At 69.0% G+C, this 15,273-nt stretch carries 17 protein-coding genes; 9 read left to right on the forward strand and 8 right to left on the reverse strand.

Going from position 1 to position 15,273, the window contains the following annotated elements; genetic code table 11:
• Positions 1-514 precede the first annotated feature (514 nt).
• The 9 genes from ABD743_RS24265 to ABD743_RS24295 all read left to right on the forward strand — a co-directional run bounded on the left by ABD743_RS24265 (position 515) and on the right by ABD743_RS24295 (position 9,149).
• Entirely contained in the window at positions 515-1,012 is a 498-nt protein-coding gene (locus tag ABD743_RS24265; RefSeq protein ID WP_344724485.1) for a winged helix-turn-helix transcriptional regulator, read from the forward strand.
• A gap of 112 nt (positions 1,013-1,124) precedes the next feature.
• Entirely contained in the window at positions 1,125-1,949 is an 825-nt protein-coding gene (locus ABD743_RS24270) for an enoyl-CoA hydratase/isomerase family protein (protein ID WP_344724486.1), read from the forward strand.
• A gap of 7 nt (positions 1,950-1,956) precedes the next feature.
• A complete protein-coding gene (locus ABD743_RS24275; RefSeq protein ID WP_344724487.1) occupies positions 1,957-3,183 on the forward strand; it encodes a CaiB/BaiF CoA transferase family protein in 1,227 nt (408 codons plus the stop codon).
• Positions 3,184-3,359: 176 nt separating this feature from the next.
• Positions 3,360-3,845 (forward strand): lipocalin-like domain-containing protein, encoded by a 486-nt coding sequence (locus ABD743_RS24280; protein WP_344724488.1) that lies wholly within the window; start codon positions 3,360-3,362, stop codon positions 3,843-3,845.
• Between the two features lie 31 nt (positions 3,846-3,876).
• Positions 3,877-4,104: a DUF899 family protein gene (locus ABD743_RS44545; RefSeq protein WP_379659254.1), complete on the forward strand. Its 228-nt coding sequence runs from the start codon at positions 3,877-3,879 to the stop codon at positions 4,102-4,104.
• 88 nt (positions 4,105-4,192) lie between these two features.
• The gene (locus tag ABD743_RS44550) at positions 4,193-4,438 is read left to right on the forward strand and encodes a TetR family transcriptional regulator C-terminal domain-containing protein (protein WP_425566971.1); all 246 of its coding nucleotides are present in this window, start codon (positions 4,193-4,195) and stop codon (positions 4,436-4,438) included.
• 31 nt (positions 4,439-4,469) lie between these two features.
• Positions 4,470-6,044 (forward strand): GMC family oxidoreductase, encoded by a 1,575-nt coding sequence (locus ABD743_RS24285; RefSeq protein WP_344724522.1) that lies wholly within the window; start codon positions 4,470-4,472, stop codon positions 6,042-6,044.
• 214 nt (positions 6,045-6,258) lie between these two features.
• Entirely contained in the window at positions 6,259-7,167 is a 909-nt protein-coding gene (locus tag ABD743_RS24290; RefSeq protein ID WP_344724489.1) for an NmrA family NAD(P)-binding protein, read from the forward strand.
• Positions 7,168-7,751: 584 nt separating this feature from the next.
• Entirely contained in the window at positions 7,752-9,149 is a 1,398-nt protein-coding gene (locus ABD743_RS24295; protein ID WP_344724490.1) for a DNA-binding protein, read from the forward strand.
• Between the two features lie 29 nt (positions 9,150-9,178).
• Here ABD743_RS24295 and ABD743_RS24300 read toward each other — a convergent pair whose 3' ends face one another.
• The 8 genes from ABD743_RS24300 to ABD743_RS24335 all read right to left on the reverse strand — a co-directional run bounded on the left by ABD743_RS24300 (position 9,179) and on the right by ABD743_RS24335 (position 15,266).
• Complete coding sequence (locus ABD743_RS24300) at positions 9,179-9,940, reverse strand: ribonucleotide-diphosphate reductase subunit beta (protein WP_344724491.1); 762 nt, start codon at positions 9,938-9,940, stop codon at positions 9,179-9,181.
• Between the two features lie 3 nt (positions 9,941-9,943).
• Positions 9,944-10,171, reverse strand: coding sequence for a rubredoxin (rd, locus tag ABD743_RS24305; RefSeq protein WP_344724492.1), 228 nt, complete (start codon positions 10,169-10,171; stop codon positions 9,944-9,946).
• A 108-nt stretch (positions 10,172-10,279) separates the two neighbouring features.
• On the reverse strand, positions 10,280-11,362 hold the full coding sequence (gene pqqE / locus ABD743_RS24310) for a pyrroloquinoline quinone biosynthesis protein PqqE (RefSeq protein WP_344724493.1): 1,083 nt from the start codon (positions 11,360-11,362) through the stop codon (positions 10,280-10,282).
• Positions 11,362-11,676: a pyrroloquinoline quinone biosynthesis peptide chaperone PqqD gene (pqqD, locus tag ABD743_RS24315; protein WP_344724494.1), complete on the reverse strand. Its 315-nt coding sequence runs from the start codon at positions 11,674-11,676 to the stop codon at positions 11,362-11,364. Before pqqD ends, pqqE begins: the two co-directional genes overlap by 1 nt.
• Positions 11,666-12,400 carry a pyrroloquinoline-quinone synthase PqqC gene (gene pqqC / locus ABD743_RS24320; RefSeq protein ID WP_379659252.1) on the reverse strand — a complete coding sequence of 245 codons (735 nt, stop codon included), beginning with the start codon at positions 12,398-12,400 and terminating at the stop codon, positions 11,666-11,668. The genes pqqD and pqqC overlap by 11 nt, the downstream gene beginning before the upstream one ends.
• 14 nt (positions 12,401-12,414) lie before the next feature.
• Positions 12,415-13,305, reverse strand: a complete 891-nt coding sequence (pqqB, locus tag ABD743_RS24325; RefSeq protein WP_344724496.1) for a pyrroloquinoline quinone biosynthesis protein PqqB — start codon at positions 13,303-13,305, stop codon at positions 12,415-12,417.
• 107 nt (positions 13,306-13,412) lie between these two features.
• Complete coding sequence (gene pqqA / locus ABD743_RS24330; protein WP_169395332.1) at positions 13,413-13,514, reverse strand: pyrroloquinoline quinone precursor peptide PqqA; 102 nt, start codon at positions 13,512-13,514, stop codon at positions 13,413-13,415.
• A gap of 60 nt (positions 13,515-13,574) precedes the next feature.
• Positions 13,575-15,266, reverse strand: a complete 1,692-nt coding sequence (locus ABD743_RS24335; protein WP_344724497.1) for a pyrroloquinoline quinone-dependent dehydrogenase — start codon at positions 15,264-15,266, stop codon at positions 13,575-13,577.
• Positions 15,267-15,273: the final 7 nt, after the last annotated feature.

Raw genomic sequence — 15,273 nt, forward strand, 5'->3', positions numbered from 1 at the left:
GTATGTCGATTTTCGATGGGAATGGACGACATTTCAAATAGCTCGATCAACGCTGGTTGGACGGTAGCGGCGCACTTGCCCCTCGAGCAGGAGTGACTCGTCGACCTCCGGCCGGGCTTCCGTGACCTGCTCCGCTTCGTCTCGTCCGCGGGGCGTGGCCGGGTCGAGCGCGGGGGCGAGTGATCCGAGTAGAACGCCGATCTTGCCGCTGTCGTCACGTTCCCCGCCGGCGACCAAGATCAGTCGGCACTGGGAGTCCGCAATGACTGACCCCCAATTCGACCATCACGAGATCCACCCAGATCCCGCCGTCGAACTCCACGCGAGCGACTTCACCTCCGCGGCGACCAGCGCCTGCCGGTGACCGCCGGCTCCGGGGTCGAGGGCGCGTTGCGGTGATGCCGACCCGGCGGACACCTTGTGCAGGTGGTAGCCGGCGGGCACGGGCTATATATTTGACTTCTACATTGCAAGTCAGGTGCGGCCGGACGGACCGCACCGAACGGAGGACCCGATGACCGAGCAGTGCACCCTCCTCCCGGACAACCCGTGTCCGATCGGCCGCGCCGTCGACATCGTCGGCGACCGCTGGAGCCTGCTGATCCTGCGGCACGCCAACATTGGCGTCACCCGGTTCGACCAGTTCCGCGCCGAGCTGGGCATCTCCGACAACATCCTGTCCAACCGGCTGGCGAAACTGGTCGAGGCCGGCGTCCTGGTGAAGGTGCCCTACCGCGATGACAGGCGCACCCGCCACGAGTACCGGCTCACCTCTGCCGGTGCGGATCTCACTCCGGTCTTCGAGGACCTCGCCCGCTGGGGCCAGGCCCACACCCTGTCCGGCGAGCGCTGCCGGCCCGCGATGAAGATCCTGCACTCGACGTGCGGCGAGGAACTCGCCGAGGGCCACTACTGCGCGCACTGCGGCCGCACGGTCGAGCGCGCCGAGATCAGCTGGTACCGCCCGTGGCGGTCCCGCACGCCGTTCGCCCTGGCGGAACCGGTCGACTGAGCCAAGTTCGCCAGAGTCGTGTAGGCCACAACGTCGACTTGCAGATTGGCAGTCAGCTAGCATTGAACTAGCTGCGATATCGAAAGCCAGATCTCGACGGAGGGCGCAACACATGACGACACAGGAGAAAACGGGGCTCAGCGACGCCGATCTGATCGAGGACGGCGTGCTGGTCCGGCGTGAACTCGACGGTCCGATCGCCGTGCTGACGTTGCAGTCGCGGCCGCACAACCTGCTGGACCCGGCCCTGACCGTCCAGCTCACCGACGCCCTGCGCTGGGTGACGACCTCCGGCGCGCGCGCCGCGGTCCTGCGCAGCGGGTTGCGTAACTTCTCCGCCGGGGCCGACCTCGACAGGATGCTCGCCGACACCCGGGGCACCGACGGCGTACTCGACTGGCCCACCTTGGATTTGCTGCGCGCGTTCGACGGGACCCCGGTGCCGATCGTCGCGGCCGTGCACGGGATCTGCGTCGGAGGCGGCCTGGAACTCGCCCTGGCCAGCGACATCATCATCGCCACCGAGTCCGCGAAGATCGGCTCGGTGGAGGGTGGGGTCGGCCTGCACCCGCTGATGGGCGGCATTCAGCGAGTCGCGCAGCGGGCCGGCGCGGCCCGCGCCAAGGAGATGGCGATGCTGGCCCGACGCTACGACGCCCGCACGCTGGAGCGCTGGAACGTCATCAACCGCGTTGTCGGTGATGAACAGCTCGACGTCGCCGCGCTCGCCCTGGCCCGCGAGCTGGCCGGCGGCCCCACGGTCGCTATCGGCGCCACCAAGAAGCTGGTGTCGATAGCGATCAGCGAGGGCATCACCGCCGCGGACGAGGCCATGGCGGAGCTGCAGCGGCCGATCTTCCGGTCGGAGGACTTCGTCACCGGCGTGAACTCCTTCAAGCAGAACGGACCGGGCCTGGCCCGGTTCGAGGGGAAGTGAACCGAGCATGAGCGGACCTCTCACCGGAATCCGGGTCGTCGACTTCTCCCGGGTGCTGTCCGGACCACACTGCGCGCAGACGCTGCAGGACCTCGGCGCCGAGGTGATCAAGGTCGAGCCGCCGAGCGGCGACCTCTCGCGGCAGGCGATCCCGGGTAACGGGCAGATCTCCGGGTACTTCGCGCAGCAGAACGCCGGCAAGCGCAACCTGTCCATCGACCTGAACAAGCCTGGCTCCCGCGAGGCCGTGCTGCGGTTGTGCGACACCGCGGACGTGATCGTGGAGAACTTCCGGCCCGGCACGCTGGACTCCTTCGGCGTTGGCTACGCCGACGTGGCCAAGCGCAACCCGGGCGTGGTGTACGCGTCCATCAGCGGCTACGGGCAGCACGGCTCGTGGCGTGCTCGCGCCGCGTACGCGCCGACCGTGGAGGCCGAGGTCGGCATCACCGACATCACCGCCCGGCACTTCCCCGAGTCGCCGCTGCGCACCGACTCGCTCTCCCACGCCGACGTCTACACCGGCCTGCACGCCGCGATCGCGATCCTCGGCGCTCTGCACCACAAGGACCGGACTGGCGAGGGGCAGTACATCGACGTGGCCATGGCCGCGGTCATGCTCGCCATGAACGAACGCGTGAGCGCCGACGCGTCCGGTGTAGACGTTGGCGCGGAACGGGTCATCCTCGGCGCGGACGACGCACAGTTCTTCACCGGTCCGGACGGAACGACGTTCGTCAGCCCGATGAGCCTCGTCGGCAGCGCGGGGTTCCGGTTCTACCAGGTCGCCATGCGCCGCCCCTACCTGGCCGACGACCCGCGCTTCCGCACTCCGGAGGACCGCGAGCAGAACCTCGTCGCGCTCAGGCAGATCGTGCAGGACTGGATCCTGACCTTCGACGACCTGGAATCGCTCAGCGCACAGTTCGACGAGGCGAAGATCCCCACCGGCCAGATCCGCACCACCGCGGAGATCCTGGAGACCGACTGGGCCCGGCAGTGGACCGCCAAGCGGGAGACCACCGACCGCGCCGGCGGCACCATCACCGTCCCCGGCCGCCCGTGGCACTTCTCCGGCACGAAGAAGCCCGCTGCGGTGGAACCCGCGCGGATCCCGGCCTTCCAGGGCGAGCACAACACCGAGATTCTCCGCGAGATCGGCTACAGCGACACCGAGATCGCCGCGCTGTCCGCCGCCGGTGCCCTCGTCGCGCCGGGACATCCGATCGACTGAGCGATGGGGGTGAGCGTGCGCCCGCTGTCACGGCAGTCTTCTACCGCCTCACCTACCTCGGCTTCGCCACGCCGTTCTGGTCGCCGCCCCGGACCCGCTGCCGTCGGTGACCGCAGTGCTGCTGATCGCCGCGAAACAACAACGGTGAACAACGACACGAGGAGTGACACATCATCATGACTACCGCCGAGACACCGGCCGCCGGTGAACTGGCCGCCGAACTGCAGGGCCGCCTGGTCGGCGCCTGGACCCTGGAGTCGTGGGCCAGTTGGAAGGTCGGCAGCGACGACATCACCTACCCACTCGGTAAGGACGCGCAGGGCATCATCATGTACACCCCGGACGGGTACATGTCCGCGCAGATCATGCGGGCGGACCGGCCGCTGCTGGCCAAGGCCGACATGCAGGGCGCGACCGCAGCCGAGCAGTCCATCTCGGCCGAGGGCTACCTGGCCTACACCGGCACCTACGACGTCACCGCCGACGGCAGCAAGGTCAACCACCACGTATCCGTCAGTCTGCTGCCCAACTGGGTCCACGGCGTACAGGTCCGCGTGCTCAAGCTGGACGGCGATGAACTGGTCCTGAGCCCGGCCCACCCGATCTGGATCAACGGCGAGCGCCAGGACTCCCGCCTCGTCTGGCACCGCGCCAGATCCTGAACCCCAGCGCCATTGACGGGACCTGCAGCTCCTGTCGTCGAAGAACAACAACCTCAATCGTGACTATCACGCCGAAACAGCGGACGGTGTCCAGCTGTCGATCCTGAATGTGTTCTCCCGCGACGAGGACGGCATCCGCCATCGGTGGGCGAGCGAACGGATCTTCGTGCGCGGGGACTCAACGGCAATGGACCCGATCTGGCCGATCTGGGGCGCTCTCGACCTGACACCGGAGGGACGTGGAGAGGCCGCTGCCTAGCCCTCGCTGCAGTACTAGCGGAGCACAGGATTCCCGCCCGGTCACCGGCTCGTCACGGGGACTTCCGGTGTCACGGGGATAAGGAGGAATGTGCGACACCCGGCCGGGACCGATCCACGACATGGTCGTCCAAGCCTTCGCGGCCTGGCAGCGGCAGCTGTCCGAAGACGTGAGCCAGGCGCTGGCTGCGGGTGAGCTGGCCGCCGCCACCGATCCGGAGCAGGTCGCCTTTGCTCGGCATCTTCATGAGTCTCAACCAGGTCGTGCGTCTCTTCGGGGTCACAACCGCCGCGGTGCGGGCCCAGCGGGCGGTCGCCCGCGTGCTGGGCGGTAGGCCGGTTCGATTTATTCTGCGAGGAGTGCTCGTGTCCTATATGGACGTGTTCGACTACGTGATCGTGGGCGCCGGCAGCGCTGGTTGCGTGCTGGCCGGGAGACTGAGCCAGGACCCGGGCCGGCGGGTGCTGCTTCTCGAGGCCGGGGGTGAGGACACCGCACCGGCGGTGCGGATCCCCGCAGCCTTCCCGACGCTGCTGGGCACCGAGTGTGACTGGGGCTATAGCACCGTCAGACAGACCCACACCGGCACCTCGGTCCAGATGCCGCGCGGCCGGATGCTCGGCGGGTCCTCCTCGCTCAACGCAATGGCCTACATCCGGGGCAACCGCGCCGACTACGACGGCTGGCGTGACCATCACGGCGCGGCCGGTTGGGGGTTCGACGACGTGCTGCCCTACTTCGTCCGCGCGGAGGGCAACAACCGCCTGGCCGGGCCGCTGCACGGCACAGATGGGCCGTTGCGGGTCGAGGACAAGGTGTTCGATCATGAGGTCTGCCTGGCCTGGGTGGAATCCGCGGCCGAGTGGGGGCTGCGCCGCACCGACGACTTCAACGGCGACTCCCAGATGGGGACCGGCCCATTCCAACTGACCTGCCACGACGGGCAGCGCTGGTCGGCGGCGGATGCCTACCTGCGACCGGCCTTGGGAAGGCCCAACCTCGAGGTCCGCACCGGCGCGCAGGTGACCAGAGTGGTCGCCGAGAACGGCCGGGCCGTCGGTGTCGTCCATCGCGATGGTGACCGCGAGGTCGCCGTCCGTGCCGAAGCGGAGGTCCTGCTGTGCGGCGGCAGCATCAACTCCCCGCAGCTGCTGTTGCTCTCAGGTATCGGTCCCGCCGACCACCTCCGCGAGTTCGGCATCGACGTCGTCGTGGACCTGCCTGGGGTCGGATCCAACCTGCACGACCACCCCACCGTGCCGGTGATCCAGGTGATCACGGGACCTGACCTCACCGACCTCGCCGCCACCCCGGAGGCACAGACACTCTGGGCCCAGCGCCGGCGCGGCCCCCTGGCCACCAGCCCCTCCGAGATGTGCGCCTTTTTCTCCACCCGCGGCAGCCTGACCGTGCCCGACATGCAGGTGCACGCCGGCGCCATGCCGTTCGCAGACACCCTCGCTCCGCCCGGCCGCCCTTGCTTCACGACCGCCGTCTCGCTGCTCGCGCCACGCAGCCGCGGCACCCTGAAACTGCGATCGGCCGACCCTCTGGGCCATCCGGAGATCGACCTCGCGTTGTACGACGACCAGCGCGACCTCGACGATCTCGTCCACGGACTGCAGAACACGATCGCCATGACGGAGACCGATCCCGTGGCGCAGTACCTGGTCGAACCGCTGCTTCCGATCCCGACCGACCTCGACGGGGGCGCCATGGCCGCCTACGCCCGCCGCTGGACGCAGACCATGTACCACCCGGTCGGCACCTGCGCGATGGGAACAGGCGACGACGCCGTCGTGGACCCCCACCTGCGGGTCCGCGGTGTGGGCGGACTACGCGTCGTGGATGCCTCCGTGATGCCACAAATCGTGCGGGGAAACACCAACGCGGGCACGATCATGATCGCCGAAAAAGCCGCCGATCTCATCCGCAGATGATGGAGATCCAGGAGTTCCGCGCATTCTTGGTAGTGGCGGACGAGGGTGGGATCTCGAGGACTACGGCCAGTGGCTTGCTGCGTCCACAGTGCCGAAGCAGCTGTTCGTCAACGCCGCGGCGCGAACCTGATCCGCAGACAGCGCGAGTTCTGCCCACCCGAGACGCGCTGTTCTCCCTTCGACAGCAACTGGCAGTCCTACGAAAGGTGTTCAGATGACTCACGATGACGAGCTGTTCCTGGTCACCGGCGCGACCGGCAGGACCGGCGGCGGTGCGATCAAACTGCTGTTCGAGCGCGGTCACCGCGCCCGGGCGATGGTGCATCGGGAGGACGAACGCTCTCGCGCGCTGGCCGAGGCCGGCGCCGAGATCGTCGTGGCGGACCTGCACGACCTCAACGGCGTGACCATCGCCCTGCAAGGCGTCACCGGCGCCTACTTCTGCCACCCGATCCTTCCGGGCCTGGTGGAGTCGACCGTCATCTTCGCCCAGGCGGCGACCGAGGCCGGCGCTCGGTCCGTTGTCAACATGTCCCAGATCTCCGCCCGCCGCGAGGCGGGCAGCAACGCCGCCCGGCAACACTGGCTGTGCGAGCGCCTGCTCGACCGGACCAATCTGATCACCACACACATCCGGCCGACCTTCTTCGCGGAATGGCTGACGGTGCAGTGGGAGAAGCGGGATGGTGAGGGTTACCTCCGGCTCCCGTTCGGCGAGGGCCGGCACGCCCCGATCGCCGCAGCCGACCAGTCCCGCGTGATCGCCGCGCTGCTACTCGACCCCGAGCCGCACGACCGCGCGGTCTACACCCTGCACGGTCCGGTCGAGCAGAACCACCACGACATCGCCAAGGCCATGTCCGGCGTGCTCGACATCCCGGTGCATTACGAGCCGATCAGCGTCGGGGAGTTCGCCAGGGCGATGCTCGAGCGCGGGTACGACGAGCACCTCGTCCAGCACCTCAGCAACGTCGCCGTCGACTACCAGAACGGCGTGTTCGCCGGCACCAACGACAACATCGAGAAGCTGGGTGGGCAGCCGCCCCTGTCGGTCGAGCAATACGTGCGCGAGAACCTCTCCGCTTTCGAGACCAGCGGCCCCCGCTTCGTACCTGCCCCCTAAATGGCCCTGCGGCTGCTCGACCCGGGTCTAGTCGCCGAGCTCGACCTCTCCGGCTATCTCGATGAGCAGTACCGCACGGCGCTCGCCGAGGTGCCCGAGCTGACGGGTCCGGCCGCGGATGATCCGCACGAGCGACCGGGAGATCCGTCATCTGAGATGAGCGCGCGCCCTCCTCGAACTGCGCGGCCCACCTCACCAGTCAGTCAGGGGCAGCACGATCTCATCGATGCCGTCCAGGCGGCGTTGGCGGCTTGCGCACGATCACCGGGTCGACGCTGCCGCGCGGTCGCGCAGGACCTCGATCTGCACCGGCCGAAGTCGGTGAGCACCGTCTTCGTCCGGGTGGCGTTGCGCGAGTTCCCTCCTCGCCGCGCTGGTCTCGGCCGGCATCGGGAGCGCGGGGATGGTCATCGGTCCCGTTGCAGACCGTGGCGGGGCAAGGTACACATGGTGACGGCGCCGGGTGATCAAGGGGGAAGGCGCCGCGCGGTGCCTGGCTGCGGTCGGCCTGGCGGAGACGAGCGGTCGGCGGCCCGAATTGGGTGCTGTTCGGTGTGGAGATGGACCAAAGGCGGTTCTTCAGCATGAGCGATGTGCACCGACTCGACATCACGTCGGCGAGTCCTGGCCGGGGCACGGTGTTCGCGGCTTGGGAGCGGTTCGTGCAGGGCGAGGATCATGTCCGTGGTGTCCGGCCCGAGGTGGTGATCTCCTGGCATCGCTGCCGCGAGCAGTATCGGGTCGATCCACACCTGACCGAAGCTCCGCTGGCGGCGGCACACAGCGACCACACGCTCGAACAAGACGTGGTTCTGACCGAGTTGGGCGGGCTTGCGGGGGCCATGGCGCGGGAGGTGGAAGGCCTGAACGGCATCGTGACCGTCGCCGACGCCACCGGCCGAATCCTGGCGACCTGGGGTGACAACGACACGGTGGCCAGAGCCGCCGACGCCAATCTCGCCACCTGGTCATGCTGGTCGGAGGCCGGAGCCGGCACGAACGGCATGGGTACCGCGCTGGAGACGCACGGCCCGGTCCTGATCAGGGGCGCGGAGCACTGGTGCCAGGCGTTCCACAGTTGGACGTGCGCGGGTATAGCCGTGCGTGACGTGGTGACCCGCGAGCCGATCGCGGTGCTCAACATCTCCTGCTGGCGCACCCCGCTGCCCGATGCCACCGGCAGGTGGCTCTCCCGTGCGGTCACGCAGACGAGGAGCACGCTGAAAGGGCGCGCCCGGGACAGCGCCGCCGAATTGATCGCCGCATTCGCCCAGGTCAAAGGTCGCGCCACCGCCGCCGTTGCCGCGGTGGACACCGTGGGGAATGTGGTGATCGCTGATGAGCGAGCCAGCGTACTCATGGGCGTGCCCGCCGAGGTGCCCGCGGTCGAGCCCACCATCAGATGGCGCACCTCCCTGCCGGACCTGATCCGGGTTGCCGAGTATGCGAGTGGACGTGCCGCCCAGAACCCCGACTGGGTCGGCTCGACACAGATCTTCACTCATCTCGCCGACGAGCCGGTCCCGGTCACCGTTCGGCCCGTGTTCTTCTCCGGGCAATTGGCAGGGCACCTGATGTTGCTCGGCGTCTCCGCCGATGCGCAGCCGCTCCCCACACTTGCGCCCACTGGTCCATCCACGATGCCGATGCGCCGGGTCGTCGCGCTGCAGGAGGACCGGATGGTGCTGCTGCGCCTGCCCGAAGTCTGCTTCGCCGAGTCGGACGGCAACGACGTGTGGCTGTTCACTGAGCAGGGGCGACTGCGCGCCGCCTCCTCGGGCCTGGACAAGCTCACCAACGAGCTGGCCGACGCCGGCTTCCTGCGGGTGCACCGCCGCTACGTGGTCAACCTCAGTCGTGTCCGGGAAATCGAGCGCGGGTTCAAAGGCGAGCTGTTTCTGGTCATGGACGGCCGGGCCAACGACGTGGTGCCGGTCTCCCGGAGGAACACGCCAGCCGTCCGTGACGCGCTGGGGCTCTGACCCCATCATCCCGAGCGCGAGTCATGGGGTCACCAGAACTTGATTCCGGCGGCCTTGAGCCGGCGCCGATGCTGCCGCACGGCGGTCTCGATCGCGTCGGGTGTGATGAGGTCCCCCCACACCTTCGCGGCCGTCTGCCCCTGCTCGAGCAGCATGTCCGCCTCGTCCCGGCCGATATCGGCGCGCTGGACGATGCGCGATCCGAACCCGATGTGCCAGCGCTCGTCACGGAGGACCAGCTCGCTCCCCCTGTGCACACCCGGCAGCTTGACGGACAGGCCCTCGAGCGTCTCGAGCATCGCGTGCTGTCCTGCCAGGAGGACCACGCCCTCGATCACCATGTGATACAGCCCGACCGCGGCGGACAGGCACTCGTGGTCCGTGGCGAGCCGTTGGGCGGTGGCCGGCAGGCGCTCCTCGAACAGATCGACGAGGTCGATACTGACAAGGCTTCGCAGAGTGTCCCGCCGTGCCGCGGGTGTGGCCCCCGGGACGCCGGCGACCTCGGCCGCGACGAGGTCGAAGAAGCGGGCGTGGCGCGCCTCGTCACGGATCTGGGCGCGGAAGGCCGCCTCCATCGAGCTGTCGGACGCTGCCGCCTGGTAGGAACCGAGCTCCCCGGACACCGCTGTCTCGGCGATGACGAAGCCTGCGATCAGTCCGAGCACCTTGGACTTCTCGGTGTCCGTGAGCTGTGGCCACGCCTCGCGGTCGGCCGAGTAGTCGATGTCCGTCTCGTCCCACTGCAGCGACTCGGCGAGCGTCACGAAGTGGTCGTATCCGGCGATCACGACTCAGGGTCCTCCGTCCTCCGGGAACTCTCCCGGCTCCAGCTCGCGGAAATCCGCTTTCGTGGCACCACAGATGGGGCACATCCAGTCGTCAGGGATGTCCTCGAAGGGCGTCCCGGGGTCGATGCCGCTGTCCGGGTCACCTTCCTCGGGATCGTAGATGAATCCACAGGGGGTGCAGACCCATCGCGTAGTCGCCGCCTTGGCCCGTGTCTGTCCACTGACGCTCATACCGGGCGCTCCCACCGATGAATTGCCGGCTCATCGGCGCTGTACATCAACGATTCCGCGCCGGTCGCGAAGATCAGCATCGACGTCATCGGCGCAACCTCCTCTTGCTCAGCCGCGGTGCGGACGGGCGAACAGCAGCTCGTCCACCGGGCGGGATCCCGCGTTGGCCTTCTCCACCGCCTCGGTCACGAGCCCGTGGTCGGGGGAGAGGTGGCAGACCGGGTCGGTCCGGGCGGCGTCGCCGGTCAGCTGGAAGGCCTGGCACCGGCACCCGCCGAAGTCGAGATCGCGGCGCTCGCAGGTGCGGCACGGGTCCTGCATCCAGCCGGTGCCGCGGAACGCGGTGAACATCGGTGACTCGTCCCAGATCGTCGCCAGGGAGTCCTCGCGGACGCTGGCCCGGGGCAGCGGGAGCGTCTGTGCGGCCGGGCAGGGCAGCGCGTCGCCGTTCGGCGCCACGGTGAGCTGGCGCGACGCCCAGCCGCCCATGCACGGCTTCGGGTACTCGCTGTAGTAGTCCGGCAGGACGTGCACGATCTCCATCCGGCCGCCCAGGCGGGCCCGGGCGTCGCGCACGACCTCCTCGGCGCGGGCGAGCTGGTCACGGCTGGGAAGCAGCGCGGCCCGGTTCCGCAACGCCCATCCGTAGTACTGGGTGTTGGCCAGCTCGACGCGGTCGGCATCCAGCTCCTCGACCAGCGTCACGATCTCGGCGATCCGGTCGATGTTCTGCCGGTGCAGCACGACGTTGACGGTCAGCGGCCAGCCGAGGTCCTTCACCACGGCGGCGGCCTTGAGCTTGCGCTCGAACGACGGGATGCCCGCGATCCGGTCCGACGTCGCCGGCTCGTCGGCCTGCACGCTGACCTGCACGTGGTCGAGCCCTGCCGCCTTGAGCGCCTCGGCCCGCGGCCGGGAGAACCCGATCGCGCTGGTCACCAGGTTCGTGTACATGCCCAGCTCGGCGGCCGTGCGCACCAGGTCCACCAGGTCGCGGCGTAGCAGCGGCTCGCCGCCGGATAGGTGGCACTGCAGCACGCCCATCTCTGCCGCCTCGGTGAACACGCGCTGCCAGTCCGATGTGGACAGCTCGTCGTCGTAGGCTGCGAGCTCGAGTGGGTTGGAGCAGTAGGCACAGGCCAGCGGACAGCGGTAGGTGAGCTCGGCCAGGAGCCCGAAGGGCCTATCCATCACATCGCCTCCTCGACGGTGACGTGGCGGCGAGCGGCCATGCGGGCCAGGAAGTCCCGCACCTCGTCGTCCACCGGGCGCTGGTAGCGGGCACTCAGCTCGTCAACGATCTCGGCGACGGTCCCGGACCCGTCGCACAGGCCGACGACGTCCGCGCCGGTTCTGTTGAGGACGATCACCGACTCCGGTCCGAGCAGGACGTGCTTGCCGCGTGAGCTGTCGAAGCGCAGCCGCAGGTGCGGCCCGAGCCGGGGTCGGGCCGTGTCCGGTAGCGCGGGTGGGGCGGACGGGGATAGCGCGGAGTCACTCGGCATAGGCCTGGTCGATCGCGTCCATCATGGACCAGAGCACGTCGCACTTGAACGACAGCGCTTCCACGGCGCGGTCCTGCTCGTCGGGGGTCAGGCAGTGTGCGGTGACGACCTCCAGAGCGTGCTCGGAGTCGCGCGGCGCCTGCTCGAGCCGGGCCCGGAAGTAGGCCAGCCCGTCCGGGTCGATCCAGGTGTAGCAGCGCTCGAACGCGGCCAGGCGCTCGGCCATCAGGTCCGGCGCGAACAGCTCGGTCAGCGACGACGCGACCGCGTCCACCCACGGCTTCGTGCGGGCGAACGTCACGTAGGCGTCGACGGCGAACCGCACGCCGGGCACGAGGTGGCGGTGGTCGAGGATCTCCTGGCGCGTCAGCCCGCATGCCTCGCCCAGGCGCAGCCACGCCTCGATGCCGCCCTCCCCGGCGACGACCCCGTCGTGGTCGACGATCCGGCGGATCCAGCGCCGGCGAACGTCCACGTCGGGGCAGTTGGACAGGATCGCCCCATCCTTGCGGGGGATGTTCTCCTGGTAGTAGAAGCGGTTCGCCACCCAGCCGCGGATCTGGGCGGGGGAGAGCGTTCCCTCGTTCATCCGCACATGGAAGGGGTGGGCGCTGTGGTAGCTCTTCGAATGCGCGCGCAGGCGCTCCAGGAACGCCGCGGTCGACGGGTCCGTCGTCCCGTTCCGTCCGCTCGCCGCCGCCCCGTTGCTGGTCGGTGTTGCCATCGTCGTCATAGCGCCTAGACCTCCACCTCGAGCCCGTCGTGCGCCACGTCCATGCCGCCCTCGGTGACCAGGCGGCGCTCCGGGGCGTCCTCCAACAGGATCGGGTTCGTGTTGTTGATGTGGATGTAGATCTTGCGTTCGATCGGCAGCGGGGACAGCAGCTCGAGGCTCCCCCCGGGCCCGCCGATCGCGAGGTGCCCCATGTCGCGGGCGGTCTTCTCAGCCAGTCCGAGCCGGATCAGCTCGTCGTCGTGCCAGGTGGTGCCGTCGACGAACAGGCAGTCGATCCCGTCGAGCTCGTCGCGCACAGCCGGCGTCAGCTCCTGCACACCCGGCAGGTACACCGCCGTACGTCCGGTGCTCTCGTCGGTCAGGCGGTAGCCCACCACCCGTCCGTCGTCGGTCCCGATGCCGAACCGGTCGTGCTTTGCCGTGGGGACGTCGAACGCCCGGTAGGAGATCCCTCCGAGCGACACCTCCCGCCCCGGGAGGACCGGTCGCCAGTCGACGGGGCAGAAGCGCTCCAGCGTGTTCAGGAACCCGGTGCCCTCGCGCAGCGTCGCGTGCGTCGCGGCCGTCGCGTGCAGCTGGATGCCGCGCCCTTCGCGCAGCAGCAGCAGGCCCAGGGTGTGGTCGATCTCGGCGTCGGTGAGCAGCACCGCCTCCAGCGGAGTGACCCGCCCGTCGCCGGGGTGCATGCCGGGGAACGCCTCGAACTGGGTCCGGATGTCGGGGGAGGCGTTGAACAGGAACCAGCGCCGCCCGTCAGGGCTCGCCGCGATCGACGACTGGGTGCGCGCCCGGGCGGGCCGGGACCCGTCACGGACCGCGCCGCACGTCGGGCAGCTGCAGTTCCACTGGGGGTACCCGCCCCCGGCCGCCGATCCCAGCACTCGCAGCCACATCCCCGCGTCCTCCGTCCCGCGCCGTGGCGCGTGTCGTGCGTCCGAACGGAAGGAGGGGCGCCGGACCCGTCCGGTGCCCCTCCTCGTCGTCGTGCCCGTGCGTCGGCTCAGGCCTCCGAGCGGGCGATGTACATGGTCACCTCCGGGGCACACCCGATTTCCTCGAACTCGGGGGCCTCCCACTCGAGCTGGGTGATGGTGGACTCCACGCCGTCACCTCCTTTCTCCGTTGCTTCGCCGCGTGTGCGGTGCTGCTGGGGCCCTGCGTCCTAGTCCTCGGGCAGGGCGAAGACGAACAGCGCGTCGCCTGCGTTGGCGCCGAGGAACCCGGGGAAGAAGCCCTCGACCCAGCCACCCCATCCGGTGGGCACCGCGATGTACTGGCGGCCGTCGACGCTGTACGGGGTGGGGCTGCTGTGGTGCCCGCTTCCGCACTGGAACGACCACAGCTTCTCGCCGGTCTCGGCGTCCAGAGCGACGAAATCACCCGTCGGTGTGCCCTGGAACACCAGCCCGCCCGCAGTGGCCAGCGTCGAGGCGCACATCGGGTACTCGTTGCGCCAGCGCCACTTCTCCTCGCCGGTCAGCGGGTCGATGGCGGCCACGTACCCGTAGAAGTCCTCGAGGTCCACGGCCACGCCCGCGCCCCAGTACGGGATGCTCTCCTTGAACTCGCGGCGCCGCCGGGTGGCCGTCGCCCCGACTTCCTGGACCGGCACGTAGATCAGCCCGGTCTGGGGGCTGTAGGACATGTGCGTCCATTCCTTGCCCCCGGCGGGCCCCGGCCAGAAGTGCACCGGCTCGCCCTCCTTGTCCGGATACACCTTGGGGGTGACCTTCCCGTTGGGGCTGATCTCCCCCCAGGTGATCCGGTCCACGAAGGGGAACACCCGGACCAACTCGCCGGTGGTCCGGTCGAGGACGAAGAAGTACCCGTTCTTGTCCGCGTGCGCGAGCAGCTTGCGCCCGTCGGGGGCGTCGAACAGGAGGTTCTCCATCGTGGAGTCGTAGTCCCACAGGTCGTGCGGGGTGAACTGGTAGTGCCAGCGGATCTGACCGGTGTTCACGTCCACCGCGACGACGCTGTCGGTGTAGAGGTTGTCGCCCTCGCGGACACCGCCGTCGAAGTCGGGTGCCGGATTGCCCGTCCCCTGGAAGAGGAGTTCCTGCTCCGGGTCGTAGGTGGGGGTGACCCAGCAGTTCCCACCGCCGCGCTGCCACGCCTCGCCGTCGGCCGGCCAGGTCTCGGACCCGGGCTCGCCGGGCTTGGGGATCATGTAGCAGCGCCAGCGGCGCTCCCCGGTCTGGGCGTCGAACGCGTCCAGGTGCCCGCGGACCCCGAACTCCCCGCCGGAGCTCCCGATGATGACCATGTCCTTCACCAGCAGCGGCGCGACGGTACCGCTCTCCCCGGCGCGCACATCGCCGTTGACGACGTCGAAGACGATCTCGCCGTTCGTCGCGTCGAGCGCGATGAGGTGGGCGTTGAGGGTGCAGAGGTACACCTTCCCGTGCCCCACGGCCACGCCGCGGTTCACGTTCCCGCAGCACAGCGAGACGTCGTACGGGGAGGGGTACTTGAACCGCCAGAGCTCTTCGCCGGTCGTCGCGTCGATGGCCCAGACCTTGCCCTCCGGGCCGGAGACGTACATGATCCCGTCCACGACGAGCGGGGACGCCTCGAACGAGTAGGTCGACGCGCCGGAGTGCATGCCGGTCGCGCCGGCCTGGAACACCCACGCGGGCGTCAGGCGCTTGACGTTCTCCTTGTTGATCTGGTCCAAGGTGCTGTAGCGCTGGCCGTCATAGGTGCCGTAGTAGGTGAGCCAGTTCTGTGGCTCCGAGCTCGCGTCGAGAATGCGCTCGTACTTGACGTTCTCGGTTACCTGCGGCGCAGTTCCCTTGACGGCGCTCAGTGAGGTGAGGCGTACGGCTTGACCTGCGTCGACGTAGTCGGTCATCACTGCT

It is taken from the genome of Pseudonocardia yunnanensis (assembly GCF_039534065.1).
Lineage (GTDB): Bacteria > Actinomycetota > Actinomycetes > Mycobacteriales > Pseudonocardiaceae > Pseudonocardia > Pseudonocardia yunnanensis.